A 19059-nucleotide genomic window follows, 5' to 3' on the forward strand; every position below is an offset into this window, starting at 1 on the left:
CATGGGCTTTCGCCTGTCGAAGATCTACACCCGTACTGGCGACAAGGGTGAAACCGGCCTCGGTGATGGCCGTCGCGTGCCCAAGGATCATCCGCGGGTGGAGGCCATTGGTGAAGTCGATACGCTGAACAGCCAACTCGGGTTGCTGCTGGCCGCACTGGAAGAACAGAGCGGCAAGCACCCTGAATTGAAAGATGTGATTGAAGTGCTTACACCCTGCCAGCACCGTTTGTTTGATCTGGGCGGTGAGTTGGCAATGCCGGTGTACAAGGCGCTGAATGCCGCCGAAGTGGATCGCCTGGAAGCGGCGATTGATCGCTGGAATGAAGAAGTGGGGCCGCTGGAGAATTTCATTCTGCCCGGTGGTTCGGCATTGATCGCCCAGGCCCACGTTTGCCGCAGCCTGGCGCGCAGTGCGGAGCGCAGGTGTCAGCAACTGAATGCGATTGAGCCGCTTGAAGGTGTGGGGTTGGCGTATATCAATCGGTTGTCGGATTTGCTGTTTGTGGCGGCGCGGGTGATTGCCAGGCGCCAAGGTGTGGCTGAGGTGTTGTGGCAAGCGGCTGCCAAGCCACACTGATGTTTATGTAGTGCCTGATCGGGCCCTATCGGGGGCAAGCCCCCTCCCACACTTTGATTTGTGAACGCATTCAAAATGTGGGAGGGGGCTTGCCCCCGATGAGGCCCGTCATAACACCATCAAACCTCTGGCCAGAATGCCCGAATGCCGGCCACACCCTGAGCCCCAACCTCCCAAGCCTTCTCCCGTTCAGCCGGCCCAACCCCACCCAGCAGAAACACCGGTTTGCTGAACCCACGGATCAACTCTGCCGCCTGCTCCCAGCCCAAGGGCTGCGCATCGGGGTGAGTCTGGGTCGGCTGCACCGGCGACAGCGTGACAAAGTCCACGTCCATCAACTCTGCCAGCGCCAGCTCTTCGGCGTTATGGCATGAAGCTGCCAACCAACGATCCTTGGGCAACGGTCGACCTTTGCTCGCGTATTTACGCAATTGTGCCGAGGTCATGTGCCAGCCGGCCGAAGGAAAATCCCCCAGCCATTCAAACGGTCCCTTGAGCATCAACTGCGCCTTGCCAGCACACAGGCCCGCCGCGTCCACGGCCAGGTCACGGTACTTGGGGTCGTAACCGTTGGGTGCACGCAACTGAATCAACTTGATGCCACCGGCGATGGCTTTCTGGAGGCCGCGCAACAATGTCGGTGTTTCCAGCTCGCCCGGCGTGATCAGGTACTCGGCCGGCAAACGCGCGGCGGCAACGATGGGTGCATTGGCGGCCGGGAATTCATAGTTGAGCAGGTCCCGAGGGGCTACCCATTCCAGCGGCTGCCCTTCAACGCCATGGGGTTCGCCGGTAAAGGCCGAAACCTCCCAGACGTCCAGCAACACCTGTTTGTCCGGGTAGTCGTGCTGCACCTTGATCAACGGCCGCGCCGTGGTGACCTGGATCCCCAGTTCCTCCTGCAATTCGCGGGACAGTGCAGTGGCGACCGACTCACCGGCCTCCACCTTGCCACCGGGAAACTCCCAGAGACCGCCCTGATGCTGGGTATCGGCGCGGCGTGCCAGCAAGATCCTGCCGTCGACACCGCGGATCACCGCTGCTGCTACATGCACTCGTTTCACGCCCTATTTCCTCTTGTCGTCCCCTGTAGGAGCGGGCTTGCTCGCGAAAAACGAGCAGGCGACGCAGGTTGCCTGAAAGCACTGCGTCATCGTTGACGACCTTCGCGACCAAGCGCGCTCCTACAGGGTTTGTGCGGTCACATCAGGTACGGTATTCCGCGTTGATCTTCACGTACTCGTGGGACAGGTCTGTGGTCCAGATGGTTTCGCTGCACTCGCCGCGACCCAGCTCGATGCGGATGGTGATTTCTTCCTGCTGCATCACCGCCGAGCCCTGGGCTTCGGTGTAGCTCTCGGCGCGGGCACCACGGCTGGCGATGCACACGTCGCCAAGGAACACATCGATCTTGCTCACGTCCAGGTCCGGCACGCCGGCACGACCGACAGCGGCGAGGATACGGCCCCAGTTCGGGTCGGAGGCGAACAGCGCAGTCTTGATCAGCGGCGAGTGGGCCACGGTGTAGCCCACGTCCAGGCATTCCTGATGGTTGCCGCCGCCGTTGACTTCAACGGTGACGAACTTGGTCGCGCCTTCGCCGTCACGCACGATGGCCTGGGCCACTTCCATGCACACTTCGAACACCGCTTGCTTCAAGGCTGCGAACAACGGGCCGCTGGCCTCGGTGATTTCCGGCAGGTTGGCCTGGCCAGTCGCGATCAGCATGCAGCAGTCGTTGGTCGAAGTGTCGCCATCGATGGTGATGCGATTGAACGACTTGTTGGCGCCGTCCAGGATCAGGCTGTGCAACACGTCGCGGGAGACTTTGGCGTCGGTGGCGATGTAGCCGAGCATGGTGGCCATGTTCGGGCGGATCATGCCCGCGCCCTTGCTGATGCCGGTCACGGTGACGGTCACGCCGTCGTGCACGAACTGGCGGCTCGCGCCTTTTGGCAGGGTGTCGGTGGTCATGATGCCGGTGGCGGCCGCAGCCCAGTTATCCACAGACAAGTCATCCAGCGCGGCTTGCAGCGCGCCTTCGATCTTCTCGACCGGCAGTGGCTCGCCAATCACACCGGTGGAGTACGGCAGCACTTGGCTGGCATCCACACCCGCTAGTTGGGCCAGCTTGGCGCAGGTACGCGCAGCTGCCACCAGGCCAGGTTCGCCGGTGCCGGCGTTGGCATTGCCGGTGTTGGTCAGCAGGTAACGGATGGTGCCGGCCACACGTTGCTTGGCCAGGATCACGGGGGCCGCGCAAAACGCATTGAGGGTGAACACACCAGCAACGGTCGAGCCTTCAGCACAGCGCATCACCACTACATCCTTGCGCCCCGGGCGCTTGATGCCGGCCGAAGCGATACCGAGTTCAAAACCGGCAACCGGGTGCAAAGTGGGCAAAGGACCAAGACCAACAGCCATGAATGCGCTCCTCAAAAATTAGGTGATGTCTGTGCCGTCGTGAGCGACGGTGAAATTAATGGCAAAACGCCGCGACGGCAAAGGCCGGTCGCGGCGCGGGGTGTTGCAGCGTCAGGCAAAAATCTTAGTTGATTTCGCCGTGGCAGTGTTTGAACTTCTTGCCCGAACCGCACCAGCACAGTTCGTTGCGGCCCAGCTTCTGATCATTGCGAACCGGCGTCTGGGCCAGGGCCACATCAACCTCTTCGCCCAGTACTTCTGGCTGCTCAAGACCCGGTGCTTCGTCGTGCTGGAACTGCATGCGCGCAGCCAGTGCCTCGGCTTCCTGACGCAGGCGGGCTTCTTCCTCGATCGGGTCTTCGCGACGCACCTGAACGTGGGACAGCACGCGAATCGAATCGCGCTTGATCGAATCCAGCAACTCGGAGAACAGCGTGAACGACTCGCGCTTGTACTCCTGCTTCGGGTTCTTCTGGGCGTAGCCACGCAAGTGGATGCCGTGACGCAGGTGGTCCATGGTCGACAGGTGGTCTTTCCACAGGTCGTCCAGCACGCGCAGTACGATTTGCTTCTCGAAGGTGCGCAGTGCTTCGGCACTCGCCTGCTCTTCTTTCTCGTTGTACGCGGCCAACAGTTCGGCCATCAGTTTTTCGCGCAGGGTTTCTTCGTACAGGTGGTCGTCGTCGTCCAGCCATTGCTGAACGGGCAGGTCCACACCGAAGTCGCTCTTCAACGCAGCTTCCAGGCCGGCAACATCCCACTGCTCAGGCAGCGATTGTGGCGGGATATGGGCGCTGACGGTGGCATTGAGCACGTCCTGACGGAAATCGGCGATGGTCTCGCCAATGTTGTCGGCGGCCAGCAACGTGTTACGCATGTGATAGATCACTTTACGCTGTTCGTTGTTGACGTCATCGAACTCAAGCAGTTGCTTACGGATATCGAAGTTGCGGCCTTCAACCTTGCGCTGAGCCTTCTCGATGGCGTTGGTCACCATGCGGTGCTCAATCGCCTCGCCGGACTGCATCCCTAAGGCTTTCATGAAGTTCTTCACACGGTCCGAGGCGAAGATACGCATCAGGCTGTCTTCAAGCGACAGGTAGAAACGGCTGGAACCGGCGTCACCCTGGCGACCGGCACGGCCACGCAACTGGTTGTCGATACGGCGCGATTCGTGACGCTCGGAGGCGATGACCTGCAGGCCACCGGATTCCAGCACGGCCTGGTGGCGCTTCTGCCAGTCGGCCTTGATCTGGGCGATCTGCTCGGGGCTCGGGTTTTCCAGGGCCGCGACTTCCACTTCCCAGTTGCCGCCCAACAGGATGTCGGTACCACGACCGGCCATGTTGGTGGCGATGGTCAGTGCGCCTGGGCGACCGGCCTGGGCGATGATCTCGGCTTCTTTTTCGTGGAACTTGGCGTTGAGGACCTTGTGCTCGATGCCTTCCTTGTTGAGCAGGTTGGATACATGCTCGGAAGTCTCGATGGTGGCAGTACCCACCAGGATCGGACGACCCTGGGCCATGCCGTCCTTGATGTCGTTGATGATTGCCGCGTACTTCTCTTCGGCCGTCAGGAACACCAGGTCATTGAAGTCTTTACGGGCCAGCGGCTTGTTCGGCGGGATCACCATCACGGCCAGGCTGTAGATCTGGTGGAACTCGAACGCTTCGGTGTCGGCCGTACCGGTCATGCCGGACAGTTTGTTGTACAGACGGAAGTAGTTCTGGAAGGTGGTGGAGGCCAACGTCTGGCTTTCAGCCTGGATGTTGAGCACTTCCTTGGCTTCGATGGCCTGGTGCAGGCCTTCGGACAGGCGACGACCCGGCATGGTACGCCCGGTGTGTTCGTCGACCAGGACCACCTGGCCGTCCTGCACGATGTATTCGACGTTGCGATGGAACAGCTTGTGGGCACGCAGGCCGGCGTATACGTGGGTCAACAGGCCCAGGTTATGCGCCGAGTACAGGCTTTCACCTTCAGCCAGCAGGCCGATCTGGGTCAGCATGTCTTCAACGAACTGGTGGCCGGATTCGTTGAGTTCGACCTGGCGGGTCTTCTCGTCGATGGTGAAATGACCTTCTTTGGTCACCACGCCTTCCACTTCCTCGATGTGCTGCTCCAGGCGCGGGATCAACTTGTTGATCTCGGTGTACAGGCGCGAGCTGTCTTCGGCCTGGCCGGAGATGATCAGCGGGGTACGGGCTTCGTCGATGAGGATGGAGTCGACTTCGTCGATCACGGCAAAGTTGAGTTCGCGCTGGAATTTTTCTTCCATGCTGAACGCCATGTTGTCGCGCAGGTAGTCGAAACCGAATTCGTTGTTGGTGCCGTAGGTGATGTCGGCAGCGTAGGCAGCACGCTTCTCTTCCGGCGGCTGGAACGGCGTTACTACGCCGACGGTCAGGCCGAGGTATTCATAGAGCGGGCGCATCCAGTTGGCGTCCCGGCGAGCCAGGTAGTCGTTCACCGTCACAACGTGCACGCCCTTGCCGGACAGTGCGTTGAGGTAAACGCCCAGGGTCGCTACCAGGGTCTTGCCTTCACCGGTACGCATTTCGGCAATCATGCCTTCATGCAAGGTCATGCCGCCGATCAACTGGACGTCGAAGTGGCGCATGCCCATGACGCGCTTACCGGCTTCACGGGCGACCGCAAAGGCTTCAGGCAGCAGCTTGTCGAGGGTTTCACCTTTGGCTATGCGGGCCTTGAACTCTTGGGTCTTGGCGCGCAATTGCTCGTCCGACAGGGCAACCATCTGCTCTTCGAAGGCATTGACCAGCTGCACCGTCTTGAGCATGCGTTTGACTTCGCGCTCATTCTTGCTTCCAAAAAGTTTCTTTAACAAAGGCGCAAACATATCGGCAGGTTCTTCCACACATAGGGATGGAGGGCGCACCGTGAGTGGCCCGAGCAGCCCTCACGGCCGCATGCGAACGCGCATTCTACCCGGATTCGTGGGTGAGGAAAGTGGCGTTGTTCCCCGATGCTGGCATGGTGCTGTGAGAGGGCTTGTTTAAAATAAGGGCTTTTGCTGGAACTTCAACCCATGGAGCGCAGAAGTTAACAGTTGATTTGACCGGTAAAAAGCCACCGATGCATTGCCGTGGGGGCCCACAGGTGCTTTCTGTTAAGATGCCCGCTCTGTTACTTAAGGTGTCTGATCATGGCATTTCGCCCTCTTACAGCCCGCGCACCCAGCGTGTTGCTTCGCGAAGCCAAGCCGTTGAAAGCCATCTTTGGCCATGCGCAACGCTTGGGCCATCTGCAGCGCCTGGTCGAAAGCCAACTGCAACCGGCGGCCCGCGAACATTGTCATGTGGCGTCGTGGCGCGAAGGCAACCTGCTGCTAATTGTCACAGACGGTCATTGGGCGACTCGCTTGCGCTACCAGCAAAAACGCCTGCAGCGGCAATTGATGGCCTTTGATGAGTTCGCCAGCCTGATGCGTATCCAGTTCAAGGTGCAGCCGCCCACCGTCCAGCAAGGCGCGGTGGGGCATACCATGGATTTGTCGACCAACGCCGCTGAAACCATCCAGGCAACCGCCGACGGCATCAGCGATCCTGGCTTGCGCGCGGCGCTTGAGCGGCTGGCCGCCCACGCCAAGCCCAAGGCCTGAAACGCTACTTGCGTTTACTTCCGCCCAGCAGCGAACCCAGCAACCCTCGCACCAACTGACGGCCCATCTGATTCGCGGCCTGCTGCATCGCTGACTTGAGCGCCTTGCCAGCTGCAGTCCCCAGGAACGCACCGGCCTTGTCGGTAAAGCTCGGCTCCTCGGCGGCAGGCGTGGCGCTCTCGGTCGGCCCAAGCTCCTTGCGTGCCATCAGCACTTCATAGGCCGATTCCCGGTCGATGGGCTTGTCGTAACGCCCCTGCAAGGGTGAACTGGCGATCAGCGCAGCACGTTCAGCCTCACTGAGCGGCCCGATCCGCGATTGCGGCGGCGCCACCAGCACACGCTGGACGACTTCTGGCGTGCCTTTTTCCTGCAAGGTGCCCACCAACGCCTCACCTGTGCCCAGCTCGGTCAGCACCGCCAAGGCGTCAAAGGCCGGGTTCGGCCGAAAACCATCCGCCACGGCCCGCAGGGATTTTTGCTCTTTGGTGGTAAACGCCCGCAAGCCATGTTGGATACGCAGGCCCAGTTGAGCCAGCACGCTGTCCGGCAGGTCGCCGGGGGATTGGGTGACGAAATACACGCCAACGCCCTTGGAACGGATCAACCGCACCACTTGCTCAAGACGCTCCTGCAACGCCTTGGGGGTATCGGCAAACAGCAGGTGCGCCTCGTCGAAAAACAGTGCCAGCAGCGGTTTGTCCGCATCACCGCGCTCGGGCAGTTGCTCGAACAACTCCGCCAACAACCACAGCAGAAACGTCGCGTACACCTTTGGCGCCTCGTGCACCAAGCGGCTGGCGTCCAGCAGATGGATACGCCCACGGCCATCGCTGGCCGGCTGCAAGATATCCTCAAGTTGCAGGGCCGGTTCGCCAAACAAGGCTTCGGCCCCCTGCTGCTCCAATACCGCAAGACGGCGCAACAGCGCCTGGCTGGAGCCGGTGGTCATCAGCGCCGCATCGTCGCCCAGCAGTTGCGGGTGATAACGCAGGTGATTGAGCAGGGCCTTGAGGTCTTTGAGGTCCAGCAGTAGCAGGCCTTCACGGTCGGCCACCTTGAACGTGGCGTAGAGCGCTGACTGTTGGCTGTCGGTGAGTTCGAGCAAAGCACCGAGCAGCAGCGGGCCCATTTCGCTGATGGTGGTGCGCAAGGGATGACCAGACTGCCCGTGGATATCCCACAACGTCACCGGATAAGCCTTGGCCGTGTACCCCAAAAAAGGCATGCCGGCTATGCGCTCGGCGACCTTGCCCTGGGGGTTGGCGGCGGCACCCAGGCCGCACAGGTCGCCCTTGATGTCGGCGGCGAACACCGCCACCCCCGCATCACTGAAGGCCTCTGCCAGGCGTTGCAGGGTGACGGTCTTGCCCGTACCGGTCGCTCCGGCGATAAGCCCGTGACGGTTGGCCAGGCGCATGGCCTGGGCGATTGGCTGGCCCGCGAGGTCGGCGCCGATCAAGAGTTGCGAGGCGTGAGGCATTTTGTCACCCATGGTTAATCTTTGGTTGCGCCAGGTCGATACAGACGGATGTGAGACCCACGAAGTCTAAAAAAAGATCGGATAGTTCCTACAGGAACAGGAGGAGCTATCACAAGAAGTATCACACCTTTTTTAACGCTGCCATTCTGCGCTTCCCACAAGGACGCGCACTGACATTAAGACCTTAGCGGACCCTACAAGCCATGAATAAAAATCTGCGCTTCAGCCACAAAATCCTGCTTGCAGCCTCCCTTATCGTCATCGCCGCTTTTGCGTTATTCACCCTCTACAACGATTACCTGCAACGCAACGCCATACGTGACGACCTGAACAACTATTTGCATGAAATGGGCGATGTCACCGCCAGCAATATCCAGACCTGGCTCACCGGACGCATCGCCCTGGTAGAAAACGCCGCGCAGAACATCGCTACCCACCCGGAACCCTCCACCGTTGCTGGCCTGCTGGACGAGAAAACCCTGACATCTTCTTTCATGGCCACCTACGTAGGTGACAGCAAAGGCGCCTTCACTATCCGGCCCGACACCAAGATGCCGGACGGCTTCGACCCTCGTGTTCGCCCTTGGTACAAGGACGCCCAGAGCAGTAATGGCTCAACCCTGACCGAACCGTATGTCGATGCGGCCACCGGCCAATTGATCATTTCCATCGCCACCCCAAGTGCCAAGGCCGGCCAGAACATCGGCGTGGTCGGCGGTGACCTGAGCCTGCAAACCCTGGTGGATAACATTGGCGCACTCAAATTCGGCGGCCGGGGCTATGCATTTCTGGTCAGCGCCGACGGCAAGGTACTGGTACACCCCGATAAAGACCTGGTGATGAAAACCCTCGCCGACATGTATCCAAAAAATACGCCGAAGATCAGCAGCGACTTCAGCGAAGTCGAGGCCAACGGAAAAGACAACATCGTGACCTTTACCCCAATCAAAGGCCTGCCGTCGGTGAAGTGGTACCTCGGCATTTCGGTGGATAAAGACAAATCCTTCGCCATGCTCAGCGAATTCCGTACCTCGGCGGTGATCGCCACGGTCATTGCGGTGGTGATCATCATCACCCTGCTGGGTATGTTGATTCGTGTGCTGCTACAACCTTTGCACCTGATGACCCGTGCCATGCAGGACATCGCCGACGGTGAGGGTGACCTCTCCCGCCGCCTGGCCATCCAGAATCATGATGAGTTCGGCACCTTGGGGAACGCGTTCAACCGCTTCGTGGAGCGAATTCACTCATCGATTCGTGAAGTGTCTTCGGCCACCGAGCAGGTCAATGAAGTGGCATTGCGGGTGGTCAGCGCCTCCAACTCTTCGATGGTCAACTCTGACGAGCAGGCCAACCGCACCAACAGTGTTGCCGCTGCCATCAATGAACTGGGGGCTGCCGCCCAGGAAATCGCACGGAATGCGGCGCAGGCCTCGCACCAGGCCAGCGATGCACGGCATCTGGCCGAAGATGGCCAGCAAGTCGTTGAGCGCAATATCAAGGCAATGAACCAGCTGTCAGCGATGATCAGCGCTTCGAGCAGCAATATCGAAGCGCTCAATAGCAAGACGGTAAATATCGGGCAGATCCTGGAAGTCATCACCAGCATCTCCCAGCAAACCAACTTGCTGGCGTTGAATGCCGCCATTGAAGCCGCCCGGGCCGGGGAAGCCGGACGTGGGTTTGCGGTGGTTGCCGATGAGGTGCGCAACCTGGCGCACCGCACTCAGGAATCGGCCCAACAGGTGCAAAAGATGATCGAGGAGTTGCAAGTCGGCGCCCGTGACTCGGTCAGTACCATGAGTGAAAGCCAGCGTCACAGCCATGACAGCGTGGAGATCGCCAACCTGGCCGGTGAGCGCCTGAGCAGTGTGACCCAGCGTATTGGTGAGATTGATGGGATGAACCAGTCGGTCGCCACCGCTACCGAGGAGCAAACCTCGGTGGTGGAGTCGATCAACATGGACATTACCGAGATCAACACCCTCAACCAGGAAGGTGTGGAAAACCTGCAATCAACCCTGCGCGCCTGCGCCGACCTGGAACAGCAAGCCGCACGATTGAAACAATTAGTGGGCAGTTTCCGCATCTGATTGCGCAGGCCGTTATTCGCCTTTGGGCTCGGCCTTGTCCTGCTCGCGCTCCCACAACTCGGCGGCACCTGGAAAATCGGTGCCGTCTTCACTGCTCAGGTCATCCGGGTCATACCGGCTCAAACACCCCTCCCCTAGCGTCGCTGGGGCTTTGGAGGTGGCTTTGTCCAGTGGGTCGCTCATCGGTCACTCCTCAACTAAGGCAGGCAAAGAAAAAGGGCCTGGGACGATTTAACGCCCAGGCCCCTGTTTCTTCAATCTCAAACCCGTCGATCAGAACACGACAGTCTTGTTGCCGTGCACCAACACGCGGTCTTCCAAGTGATAACGCAGGCCACGGGCCAGCACCATCTTCTCGACGTCACGGCCGAAACGCACCATGTCTTCAATACTGTCACTGTGGCTGACACGCACCACGTCCTGCTCGATGATCGGACCGGCGTCCAGCTCTTCGGTGACGTAGTGGCAGGTCGCGCCGATCAACTTCACGCCGCGCAAGGAAGCCTGGTGATAAGGCTTGGCACCGACAAACGACGGCAGGAAGCTGTGGTGAATGTTGATCACCTTGCCTGCGTACTCGCGGCACAGCTCCGGCGGCAGGATTTGCATGTAGCGCGCCAGCACCACCACGTCGGCGTCATGCTGCTTGACCAGGCGGGAGACCTCGGCGAATGCCGGTTCCTTGTCCTGCGGGTTCACCGGTACGTGGTAGTACGGAATGCCATGCCACTCGACCATGCTGCGCAGGTCGTCATGGTTGGAGATCACACAGGCAATTTCGCAATCCAGCTCGTCACTGTGCCAGCGGTGCAACAAGTCAGCCAAACAGTGGGATTCACGGCTGGCCATCAACACCACGCGTTTTTTCTGCTCGGTGTCGGTGATATGCCAGGTCATCGAAAACTCTTCGGCGATCGGCGCAAAGGCCTCGCGAAACGCATCGAGGCCAAACGGCAGCGAATCTGCACGAATCTCGTGACGCATGAAGAACCAACCGCTGAGATTGTCCGAGTGATGACTCGCCTCGGTGATCCAGCCGTTGTGGGACGCCAGAAAGTTACTGACTTTGGCAACGATACCTACCCGGTCCGGGCAAGCAATCACCAGCCGAAAAGTGCGCATTAGGGGGAGACTCCAGAACTTCGCAAAGGCCGCCATTCTAGCGATTACGCAGCAAAACTGCATTATTCGTTATCGTTTATTCCGATCGCCAGCCCCCGGCTTGCCCCTTAATAACCTAAGGATTTACCACCTTAATATGGGCCTACTGCGCCTTGCTCAGTCTACTGCCGACATTTCAAGGAAACTCTCTTTAGGCATACGACCTAGTAATTAACTCGATCGATGGGGTTAGCCACAAACATCCAAAGTAATTCACCTAAATGCACCCTTAAATGTTTACTTGAGGAAACCGCCTGACTATTATTGGGCCACTCTCCCTGTCAATCAGCGCTCTACATAAGGTAGTCCACATGTCTCTGATCAACGAATACCGTGCCACTGAAGAAGCTATCAAAGAGCTGCAAGCCCGTTTGAAGAACCTGTCCCAAGACGACAAACTGCAAACCGAGCTGGAATTCGAAGGCAAACTGCGCACCCTGATGGGTGAATACTCCAAATCCCTGCGTGACATCATCGCGCTGCTGGATCCAGAATCGAAAGTTAAAGCACCTCGCGGCGCGGTGAAAACTACTGGCACCAAGCGTGCTCGCAAGGTCAAACAATACAAAAACCCGCACAACGGCGAAGTCATTGAAACCAAAGGTGGCAACCACAAAACGCTGAAAGAGTGGAAAGCCAAGTGGGGCGGTGACGTGGTTGAAGGCTGGGCTACGCTGCTGGGCTAAGCCTCGCAAGGTTCACGCTTAGAACGCCACACTATGAAAAACGCCAGCTTGCTGGCGTTTTTTATTGCCTGTCTGTTTTGTTGAAAACGGCTACAGGTTCACACGCGCGGCTAAAGTGTCAGCATATTCCTGCCACTGGTCCAGTACCCCGAGCTGGAATGGCGTCGCACTAACCGCCAACTCCAGCCGTGCTTTTTTAAATGCATCCAGGGTATTGGGTGCCCCCCACTCAGGGTTTGACAAACGTTGCTGACAGAAAAGTTTCCAGCGTTGTTGCTCCTCGCTGTTCAAGGTATCGGGGAAGTTACGTGCGCGGTAGCGAAACAATAATTCAGGCAAACGATCATCATCAAATGGCCACTGCTGTCGCGCTAATTGCATCGGCTCGGCCGAGCGGACTTGTTCGCATAAACGCCGGTCCCGGTCACCAATAAAACCATCGTAAAGCTGCTGTTCCGGGTCTGAATTCGGTGCAAATTCCTCTTCGGCGTAAATAGCCGCCAACTTGTCACGCCAAAGTTCCTGTGCGTCGGTTAGCCGCAGTGCACGCACCTGATAACTGTCCATATCCAGTTGCAGACGTTGACGGTCTTCGGCCCGCAAAACATTCAACGGAGCGACCACTGGGCAGCGGTTGATATGCACCAACTTCAATGGTACCGGCAGTTCCCCCGCGGCAAGATCCTCGCGCCGGGTATAAAGGCGCTGGCGCAAAGTATCTGCATCGAGGTCCAGCAACCCCTGGGGGTCGAGCCCCAGGTCGCAGACGATCAATGCATTGCGATTGCGCGGGTGCCAGGCCAGGGGCAATACCACGCCCAGGTAGTGACGCTCGGCCGAGAAACGCCCAGAGATATGCACCATCGGTTGCAGCAGGCGCACTTGGTCCATTACCCGCTGCTTGCTGCGCAGTTGGAACAGCCAGTCGTACAACTTGGGTTGTTTTTCGCGCACCCGTCGGGCCAGAGCAATCGTGGCGCGCACATCGGACAGCGCATCATGGGCCTGGCCATGGTCGATACCGTTGGCTTCGGTCAGGCGCTCCAGCTTGAGGGTCACACGCCCATCCTGCTGCGGCCACTCGATACCTTCCGGACGCAGGGCGTAGGCGGTACGCACTACATCGATCAAGTCCCATCGGCTGTTACCCCCCTGCCACTCACGCGCGTAGGGGTCGAAAAAATTGCGATACAGGCTGTAGCGCGTCATTTCGTCATCGAACCGCAAGGTGTTGTAACCCGCGCCACAAGTACCAGGGGCCGCAAGCTCGGTGTGCACCCGGGTCATGAAGTCCGCTTCGGCCAGGCCTTTTTCCGCGAGTACCCCAGGGGTTATACCGGTAATCGCACAGGCCGCCGGATGGGGCAGGATATCGTCGCTGGGCTGGCAATAGAGATTGACCGGCGGGCCGATCTCATTGAGTTCGAGGTCTGTGCGGATTCCGGCTACCTGGAGGGGGCGATCACTGCGCGGATTGATGCCGGTGGTTTCATAGTCGTACCAGAAAATGGAGGTCACGGGCTGTTCCTGTACTGAAGATCAACAAAGTCTAGGCGCTGGACAGCCCTCGCGACCAGCACCAAATACACTGTACAAACATCCAGCAAAACCTTGAGTGGTTGCTTCCATTGCCGACACTGCTAGCATCCGTGTCTGCCAGCCACTCTGCACTGCCAAGGATCGCGATGCCATCAGCCCCATTGGACACCCGCTACCAGATCGAGACCCCAGAAGGTATCGACCTGCCCCTGCGCCCGGCAGGCCTGATGCCACGCGCGCTGGCCTTTGCCTTCGACCTGGGTGCACGCGCAGTGGTCATGGGCGTATTCCTGGTGCCCTTGGCCTTGTTGGGCAATATCGGGATCGGCCTGGGCTCGCTGCTGCTGTTCCTGGTCAGTTGGTGGTACATGGTGCTGTTCGAAGTACTCAATCAGGGCTGCTCACCGGGCAAGCAGGTCATGGGGTTGCGCGTAGTGCAGGACGACGGCACGCCTATCGGCTGGTCCGCGTCGCTGATCCGCAACCTGCTGCGCTTTGTCGATATGTTGCCTTTCGGCTACTTTCTCGGTGCCATCAGTTGCCTGCAGCACCCCCACTTCAAACGCCTCGGCGACCTGGCTGCAGGTACTCTGGTGATCTACCGCGAACAGCCACTGGCTCGCCCTCAAGTGCCCAAGGCCGCCGCCTTGCGCTTGCCCTTTGCCCTTGAGTTGAGCGAGCAACGGGCAATCCTCGGCTTTGCGGAGCGTCAGGGCGAACTGTCCGCAGAACGGGCCCACGAACTGGCCTCGATCCTGGCGACGCCGTTGCAAGTCTCACCGGCCCGCGCCGTGGAACAACTCAATGGCGTGGCCCGTGGCCTGCTGGGGCCGACATGAAACAGAGCCTGTTCGAAAGCCGACACCAGCCCCAATGGCAAGCCTTCGCCGATCTGCTCAAGCAGTTGGAGCAAGGCAAGGTCAAGGCCAGTGACGTCGCCGACTTCCCTCATCAATACCGGCGCCTGTGCCAGCACCTGGCCCTGGCCCAAGCGCGCGGCTACAGCAGTTACCTGGTGGATCCCCTGCAGCAACTGGCCTTGCGCGGGCATCAACAGCTGTACCGTCATCGCAGCCAACTGGGGGCAAACGTGCTGGCGTTCCTACTGGCCGGTTTCCCTCGACTGGTGCGCGAACAGTGGCGGTTTGTACTGATCGCCAGCCTGCTGTTTTTTGGCAGCCTGGTGGGCATCGCGCTGCTGGTCTATCTGTTTCCCGACCTGATCTACAGCATTGTCAGCCCCCAGCAGGTGGCCGAGATGCAAGGCATGTACGACCCCGATGCCAGCCGCCTGGGGCGCGCCGCCGAGCGCGCATCGAGTGAAGACTGGATGATGTTTGGCTACTACGTCATGCACAACATCGGCATCGCCTTCCAGACCTTTGCTGCCGGGTTGCTGTTTGGCCTGGGCAGTGTGTTTTTCCTGATTTTCAATGGGCTGATCATTGGTGCGATTTCCGGGCACCTGACCGAGATCGGCTATGGCCAGACCTTCTGGTCGTTCGTGATCGGGCATGGTGCCTTTGAATTGACCGCCATCGCCCTGGCCGGCGCCGCTGGCCTGCAACTGGGCTGGTCACTGATCGCGCCCGGCCAGTTGGCGCGTAGCGAATCCTTGCGGCTGGCGGCACTTAAAAGCGTGCGGATATTGTGTGGTGTCATGGTGTTCCTGCTGATTGCCGCATTCATCGAGGCCTATTGGTCGTCCACTACCCAGGTCGCTCCCTGGATCAAATACCTGGTGGGTACGCTGCTCTGGTTGTTGGTAGCCGCTTACCTGACCCTCGCCGGGAGGGCTCGCCATGCGCCTCAGTGATGCCAGCGTGGTGATTCGCCCACGCACCTCCTGGGAAGCCATGGACCTTGGCGTATTAATGGCCCGGGAACATCGCGTGCTTTTGATGAGCAGTTGGGCATTGGTGACATTGCCGGTGTTTATCCTGCTCACGGTTTTATTGTGGAAGTATCCGTCTACCGCCATGTTCCTGTTCTGGTGGTTCAAGCCGGCGTTCGACCGCTTGCCGCTGTATATCCTGTCCAAAGCGTTGTTTGGCGAAACGCCCAGCCTCAAGCAAGCGGTGCGCCAGTGGCCACGCCTGCTCAAGGGCCAATTGCTGGCCAGCCTGACCTGGCGAAGGTTCAGCCTGAGCCGCAGCTTTGCCATGCCGGTCAGCCAACTCGAAGGCCTGGACGGCGACGCTCGGCAAAAACGCCTCGGCGTACTGCTCCAGCGCAATGCCGGTGCCGCACGCTGGCTGACCACCATCGGCGTCCATCTGGAAATCGGTTTGTTGTTCGGCTGCATGGCGCTGTTCTATCTTTTCATCCCGCAGCAGATTGAAACGGGTTGGGACTGGCAGCGCCTTGCGCTGGCTTCCAGCCCCGAAGGATTGTGGCTGGAACATCTGGGCAATGGGTTCTACGCCTTGATCCTGGTGTTTTGGGAACCGATCTACGTTGCCTGCGGGTTCAGCCTCTATCTCAATCGCCGCACTGTTCTGGAAGCCTGGGACCTTGAACTGGTGTTCCGCCGCCTGCGCCAACGCTTGAGCAGCGTGGCCCCACTGCTACTGCTGGTGGTCGGGCTGACACTGCTGCCTTTTCACTCTCCCGCCATGGCGGATGACGCAAAGTCGCTGAGCCCCCAAGTCTCAAGCCAATCGATCAAGTCGTTGCTGGACCAGCCGCCCTTCAAAAATCCGGAGACCGTTACCCGCTACCGTTTCGCCGAAGAAAAACCTGCCGTTAAAAGTAAAGTGCACGGCGATGCAAAACTTCCAGACTGGCTACAGACGCTGCTGGACGGCCTCAACAGCAACGCCTTCAAGCATGTTGCCCATGGTTTGGAGGTGCTGCTGTGGAGCTTGCTGGTTGCAGGCTTAGCGTTACTCGTGTGGCGCTATCGCGATTGGTTGCACGCCTTCGTCAGTCGGCGCGGGCCACGGGTACTCAAGGCCACCAAGCCCACACCGGCACAACTGTTCGGGCTGGAACTGCATGCGGGCACCTTGCCCGACGATATCGCCAGTGCCGCCGAGCGCCTGTGGTCTACCCAACCGCGGGAAGCCCTTGGCCTGTTGTATCGGGGCTTGCTGAGCAGGTTGCTGCATGACTTCCAGTTGCCACTCACCAGCGCCGACACTGAAGGCCAGGTCCTCGAACGTGTTCACCAGTTGCAGCGACCTCAATTGCTAGCCTTCAGCAATGAGTTGACCCAACACTGGCAAAACCTTGCCTATGGCCATCAACTGCCCCCCGCTTGCGCACAGCTGAAACTGTGTAACGATTGGCGTGCCCTTTTCAATTCGGGGGGCCCGCAATGAATCGTCCATTGCTGTGGGTTGGCCTGATGCTGGCGTGCCTGATGGGAGCAGGAGCCTTTTACGCCTGGCACAAAGCGATTCCCTATGAAGAAGTGATAGATCGAGGCCCATCCCCTGAAGCCCTGGCCAATCCGTACTTGGCCGCTGAGCGCTTCCTGCGCTTGCAAGGGCTGGCCGTGGAGCATGCCCAAAGCCTAGAACGGCTGGCCACCCTGCCCTCCAAGGGGAATAGCCTCTTGTTGCTGGGCGAACGTAGCAGCATGTCGCCCCGCCAAGTCGAACAACTACTGACATGGGCCAAGGCTGGCGGTCATTTGCTGTTGGTAGCCGAAGCACTATGGGATGAAGAAACGGGTAAAAGCGGCGATCTATTGCTTGATCGGCTGCATATCCATCAGATGTTGAGTGATGAGCCCGACGAGCCCGTGCCGGCCCGCAAAAAGAAAACGCCGGACCTTACCAAGCTCTATGTCGACAATGAAACGGCGCCGGCTTATTTCAGCTTCGACACCGGCTTCAACCTCACCGACCCCAGCCACCTGGCGCAATTTTCCGCCAACAGCGCCAACTCAAGCCACCTGATGCAACTCAACATCGGCGATGGCCGCGTGACGGTCATCACCGACAGCGACCTATGGAAAAACCCCAGCATCGGCCAACACGATAACGCCTGGCTGCTGTGGTACCTGGGCCAGGGCACGGCAGTAACCTTGCTGTTCAACAGCGACGTCGATGACCTGCTCACCCTGCTGATCCGATACTTCCCCCAAGCCTTGGTGGCGCTCATCGCCTTGATCGGACTCGCTCTCTGGCACGTCGGCATGCGTCAGGGCCCGGTCCAGCCCCCGGCCCCCAAGGCCCGCCGGCAGTTGCTGGAACACTTGAAGGCGAGTGCCGACTTCCTGCTGCGCCGCAATGGCCAGGGCACGCTGCTGCACGCCTTGCAGCGCGACCTACTGCGCGCGGCCCGCCGCCGACATCCCGGCTTTGAACACCTCGATAACACTGAACAGTGGCAGGTCCTTGAACACCTGACACATCAACCTTCTCACGTCATCCGCCAGGCCCTCGGCCCACTCCCGGCAAAACGGCTTTCCAGCGCCGATTTCAGCCGGCAGGTGGCGTGCCTGCAAACCCTCAGGAATGCCCTATGAGTGAATTGACAACGGCTACTGCCCTGACCACCGAGACCTTGCAACGCGCCACCCAACAAGCTCAGGCCCTGCGTGCCGAGCTACGCAAGGCCGTGATTGGCCAGGATCCCGTGATCGATGATGTGCTTACTGCCCTGCTCGCCGGCGGCCATGTGCTGCTTGAGGGTGTGCCTGGCCTGGGCAAGACCTTGCTGGTGCGTGCCTTGGCACGGTGTTTCGACGGCGACTTCGCACGCATCCAGTTCACCCCGGACCTCATGCCCAGCGATGTCACCGGCCACGCTGTGTATGACCTGCACACCGAGCAATTCAAGCTGCGCAAGGGGCCGGTGTTCACCCACCTGTTACTGGCCGACGAAATCAACCGTGCCCCGGCCAAGACCCAGGCGGCCCTGCTTGAAGCCATGCAGGAGCGGCAGGTAACACTCGAAGGCCAGGCACTGCCCATCGGGCAACCGTTCATGGTGCTGGCCACCCAGAACCCCATCGAACAGGAAGGAACCTACCCACTGCCGGAAGCCGAACTGGATCGGTTCATGCTCAAGGTGCGCATGGACTATCCCGACGCGCAGCAAGAGCTGGATATGGTGCGCGAGGTGACCCGCTCGTCCCGGGCCGACATGTTGGATGTGCACCCGCTGCGCACAGTATTGAAGGCTCAAGACGTACTGCAGCTGCAACAGGTTGCCAGCGGGCTGGCAATGGATGAGCAGGTGCTCGACTATGCCGTACGCCTGGCACGGGCTACCCGCAGCTGGCCAGGCCTGGCCATCGGCGCAGGCCCCCGTGCGTCCATCGCCCTGGTAAGCGGCGCTCGTGCCCGTGCACTGCTACGCGGGGGTGAGTTCGTCACCCCGGATGACATCAAGGGTTGCGCGCTCGCCGTACTGCGCCACCGGGTGCGCATCGCGCCAGAGCTGGACATTGACGGGCTGGAAGTCGACCAAGTGCTCCAGCAACTGCTGGACCAAATCCCGGCTCCCCGGCAATGAGC

The 19059-nt window shown here is 59.7% G+C and carries 16 protein-coding genes and 1 pseudogene; 10 read left to right on the top strand and 7 right to left on the bottom strand.

Going from position 1 to position 19059, the window contains the following annotated elements; all coding sequences use genetic code 11:
- The first annotated feature begins 1 nt into the window (after nt 1).
- Nucleotides 2-580 carry a cob(I)yrinic acid a,c-diamide adenosyltransferase gene (locus DYL59_RS12610; RefSeq protein WP_135289463.1) on the top strand — a complete coding sequence of 193 codons (579 nt, stop codon included), beginning with the start codon at nt 2-4 and terminating at the stop codon, nt 578-580.
- Nucleotides 581-699: 119 nt separating this feature from the next.
- On the opposite strand, the gene DYL59_RS12615 is transcribed toward DYL59_RS12610, so the two are convergent.
- From DYL59_RS12615 to secA, 3 genes are all read right to left on the bottom strand, one after another.
- Nucleotides 700-1644, bottom strand: coding sequence for a Nudix family hydrolase (locus DYL59_RS12615; protein WP_135289464.1), 945 nt, complete (start codon nt 1642-1644; stop codon nt 700-702).
- A gap of 142 nt (nt 1645-1786) precedes the next feature.
- A complete protein-coding gene (gene argJ / locus DYL59_RS12620) occupies nt 1787-3004 on the bottom strand; it encodes a bifunctional glutamate N-acetyltransferase/amino-acid acetyltransferase ArgJ (RefSeq protein ID WP_135289465.1) in 1218 nt (405 codons plus the stop codon).
- A gap of 124 nt (nt 3005-3128) precedes the next feature.
- The gene (secA, locus tag DYL59_RS12625) at nt 3129-5864 is read right to left on the bottom strand and encodes a preprotein translocase subunit SecA (RefSeq protein ID WP_135289466.1); all 2736 of its coding nucleotides are present in this window, start codon (nt 5862-5864) and stop codon (nt 3129-3131) included.
- 306 nt (nt 5865-6170) lie between these two features.
- On the opposite strand from secA, the gene DYL59_RS12630 reads away from it, so the two are divergent.
- Nucleotides 6171-6626 (top strand): DUF721 domain-containing protein, encoded by a 456-nt coding sequence (locus tag DYL59_RS12630; protein WP_135289467.1) that lies wholly within the window; start codon nt 6171-6173, stop codon nt 6624-6626.
- Nucleotides 6627-6630: 4 nt separating this feature from the next.
- Here DYL59_RS12630 and DYL59_RS12635 read toward each other — a convergent pair whose 3' ends face one another.
- On the bottom strand, nt 6631-8109 hold the full coding sequence (locus DYL59_RS12635; RefSeq protein ID WP_135289504.1) for a helicase HerA-like domain-containing protein: 1479 nt from the start codon (nt 8107-8109) through the stop codon (nt 6631-6633).
- 203 nt (nt 8110-8312) lie between these two features.
- On the opposite strand from DYL59_RS12635, the pseudogene DYL59_RS32045 reads away from it, so the two are divergent.
- Together DYL59_RS32045 and DYL59_RS32050 are read left to right on the top strand one after the other, a co-directional pair.
- Nucleotides 8313-9344: pseudogene (locus DYL59_RS32045) on the top strand (HAMP domain-containing protein); the annotation flags it as partial.
- A 93-nt stretch (nt 9345-9437) separates the two neighbouring features.
- Nucleotides 9438-10202, top strand: a complete 765-nt coding sequence (locus tag DYL59_RS32050) for a methyl-accepting chemotaxis protein (RefSeq protein ID WP_420359281.1) — start codon at nt 9438-9440, stop codon at nt 10200-10202.
- Nucleotides 10203-10214: 12 nt separating this feature from the next.
- Here DYL59_RS32050 and DYL59_RS31375 read toward each other — a convergent pair whose 3' ends face one another.
- Together DYL59_RS31375 and purU are read right to left on the bottom strand one after the other, a co-directional pair.
- On the bottom strand, nt 10215-10385 hold the full coding sequence (locus tag DYL59_RS31375) for a hypothetical protein (RefSeq protein WP_167496678.1): 171 nt from the start codon (nt 10383-10385) through the stop codon (nt 10215-10217).
- Between the two features lie 90 nt (nt 10386-10475).
- Nucleotides 10476-11324, bottom strand: coding sequence for a formyltetrahydrofolate deformylase (purU, locus tag DYL59_RS12645; RefSeq protein WP_135289469.1), 849 nt, complete (start codon nt 11322-11324; stop codon nt 10476-10478).
- A 350-nt stretch (nt 11325-11674) separates the two neighbouring features.
- Here purU and mvaT point away from each other — a divergent pair, with 350 nt between their 5' ends.
- A complete protein-coding gene (mvaT, locus tag DYL59_RS12655) occupies nt 11675-12049 on the top strand; it encodes a histone-like nucleoid-structuring protein MvaT (protein WP_005790963.1) in 375 nt (124 codons plus the stop codon).
- A 90-nt stretch (nt 12050-12139) separates the two neighbouring features.
- Here mvaT and sbcB read toward each other — a convergent pair whose 3' ends face one another.
- Nucleotides 12140-13567, bottom strand: a complete 1428-nt coding sequence (sbcB, locus tag DYL59_RS12660) for an exodeoxyribonuclease I (RefSeq protein ID WP_135289471.1) — start codon at nt 13565-13567, stop codon at nt 12140-12142.
- Nucleotides 13568-13734: 167 nt separating this feature from the next.
- Here sbcB and DYL59_RS12665 point away from each other — a divergent pair, with 167 nt between their 5' ends.
- The 5 genes from DYL59_RS12665 to DYL59_RS12685 are packed head-to-tail and all read left to right on the top strand — an operon-like array spanning nt 13735 to nt 19057.
- Nucleotides 13735-14427, top strand: a complete 693-nt coding sequence (locus DYL59_RS12665) for an RDD family protein (protein ID WP_135289472.1) — start codon at nt 13735-13737, stop codon at nt 14425-14427.
- Nucleotides 14424-15404 carry a stage II sporulation protein M gene (locus tag DYL59_RS12670; protein WP_135289473.1) on the top strand — a complete coding sequence of 327 codons (981 nt, stop codon included), beginning with the start codon at nt 14424-14426 and terminating at the stop codon, nt 15402-15404. The genes DYL59_RS12665 and DYL59_RS12670 overlap by 4 nt, the downstream gene beginning before the upstream one ends.
- Nucleotides 15391-16911: a DUF4129 domain-containing protein gene (locus tag DYL59_RS12675; RefSeq protein ID WP_135289474.1), complete on the top strand. Its 1521-nt coding sequence runs from the start codon at nt 15391-15393 to the stop codon at nt 16909-16911. The genes DYL59_RS12670 and DYL59_RS12675 overlap by 14 nt, the downstream gene beginning before the upstream one ends.
- Nucleotides 16908-18065 (top strand): DUF4350 domain-containing protein, encoded by a 1158-nt coding sequence (locus tag DYL59_RS12680; protein ID WP_135289475.1) that lies wholly within the window; start codon nt 16908-16910, stop codon nt 18063-18065. The genes DYL59_RS12675 and DYL59_RS12680 overlap by 4 nt, the downstream gene beginning before the upstream one ends.
- Nucleotides 18062-19057 (top strand): AAA family ATPase, encoded by a 996-nt coding sequence (locus DYL59_RS12685; protein ID WP_135289476.1) that lies wholly within the window; start codon nt 18062-18064, stop codon nt 19055-19057. The genes DYL59_RS12680 and DYL59_RS12685 overlap by 4 nt, the downstream gene beginning before the upstream one ends.
- The last annotated feature ends 2 nt before the right edge of the window (nt 19058-19059 follow it).

The organism is Pseudomonas kairouanensis, from assembly GCF_004682055.1.
GTDB classification, from domain to species: domain Bacteria; phylum Pseudomonadota; class Gammaproteobacteria; order Pseudomonadales; family Pseudomonadaceae; genus Aquipseudomonas; species Aquipseudomonas kairouanensis.

Excerpts from the sequence above, each read along its gene's own strand:
- DYL59_RS31375 (WP_167496678.1), bottom strand. The coding sequence starts at position 10,385 with ATGAGCGACCCACTGGACAAAGCCACCTCCAAAGCCCCAGCGACGCTA.
- DYL59_RS12635 (WP_135289504.1), bottom strand. The coding sequence starts at position 8,109 with ATGCCTCACGCCTCGCAACTCTTGATCGGCGCCGACCTCGCGGGCCAG.
- mvaT (WP_005790963.1), top strand. The coding sequence starts at position 11,675 with ATGTCTCTGATCAACGAATACCGTGCCACTGAAGAAGCTATCAAAGAG.
- DYL59_RS12610 (WP_135289463.1), top strand. The coding sequence starts at position 2 with ATGGGCTTTCGCCTGTCGAAGATCTACACCCGTACTGGCGACAAGGGT.
- DYL59_RS12680 (WP_135289475.1), top strand. The coding sequence starts at position 16,908 with ATGAATCGTCCATTGCTGTGGGTTGGCCTGATGCTGGCGTGCCTGATG.
- DYL59_RS12630 (WP_135289467.1), top strand. The coding sequence starts at position 6,171 with ATGGCATTTCGCCCTCTTACAGCCCGCGCACCCAGCGTGTTGCTTCGC.
- DYL59_RS12685 (WP_135289476.1), top strand. The coding sequence starts at position 18,062 with ATGAGTGAATTGACAACGGCTACTGCCCTGACCACCGAGACCTTGCAA.
- DYL59_RS12675 (WP_135289474.1), top strand. The coding sequence starts at position 15,391 with ATGCGCCTCAGTGATGCCAGCGTGGTGATTCGCCCACGCACCTCCTGG.
- DYL59_RS32050 (WP_420359281.1), top strand. The coding sequence starts at position 9,438 with ATGGTCAACTCTGACGAGCAGGCCAACCGCACCAACAGTGTTGCCGCT.
- DYL59_RS12670 (WP_135289473.1), top strand. The coding sequence starts at position 14,424 with ATGAAACAGAGCCTGTTCGAAAGCCGACACCAGCCCCAATGGCAAGCC.
- DYL59_RS12665 (WP_135289472.1), top strand. The coding sequence starts at position 13,735 with ATGCCATCAGCCCCATTGGACACCCGCTACCAGATCGAGACCCCAGAA.
- secA (WP_135289466.1), bottom strand. The coding sequence starts at position 5,864 with ATGTTTGCGCCTTTGTTAAAGAAACTTTTTGGAAGCAAGAATGAGCGC.
- argJ (WP_135289465.1), bottom strand. The coding sequence starts at position 3,004 with ATGGCTGTTGGTCTTGGTCCTTTGCCCACTTTGCACCCGGTTGCCGGT.
- purU (WP_135289469.1), bottom strand. The coding sequence starts at position 11,324 with ATGCGCACTTTTCGGCTGGTGATTGCTTGCCCGGACCGGGTAGGTATC.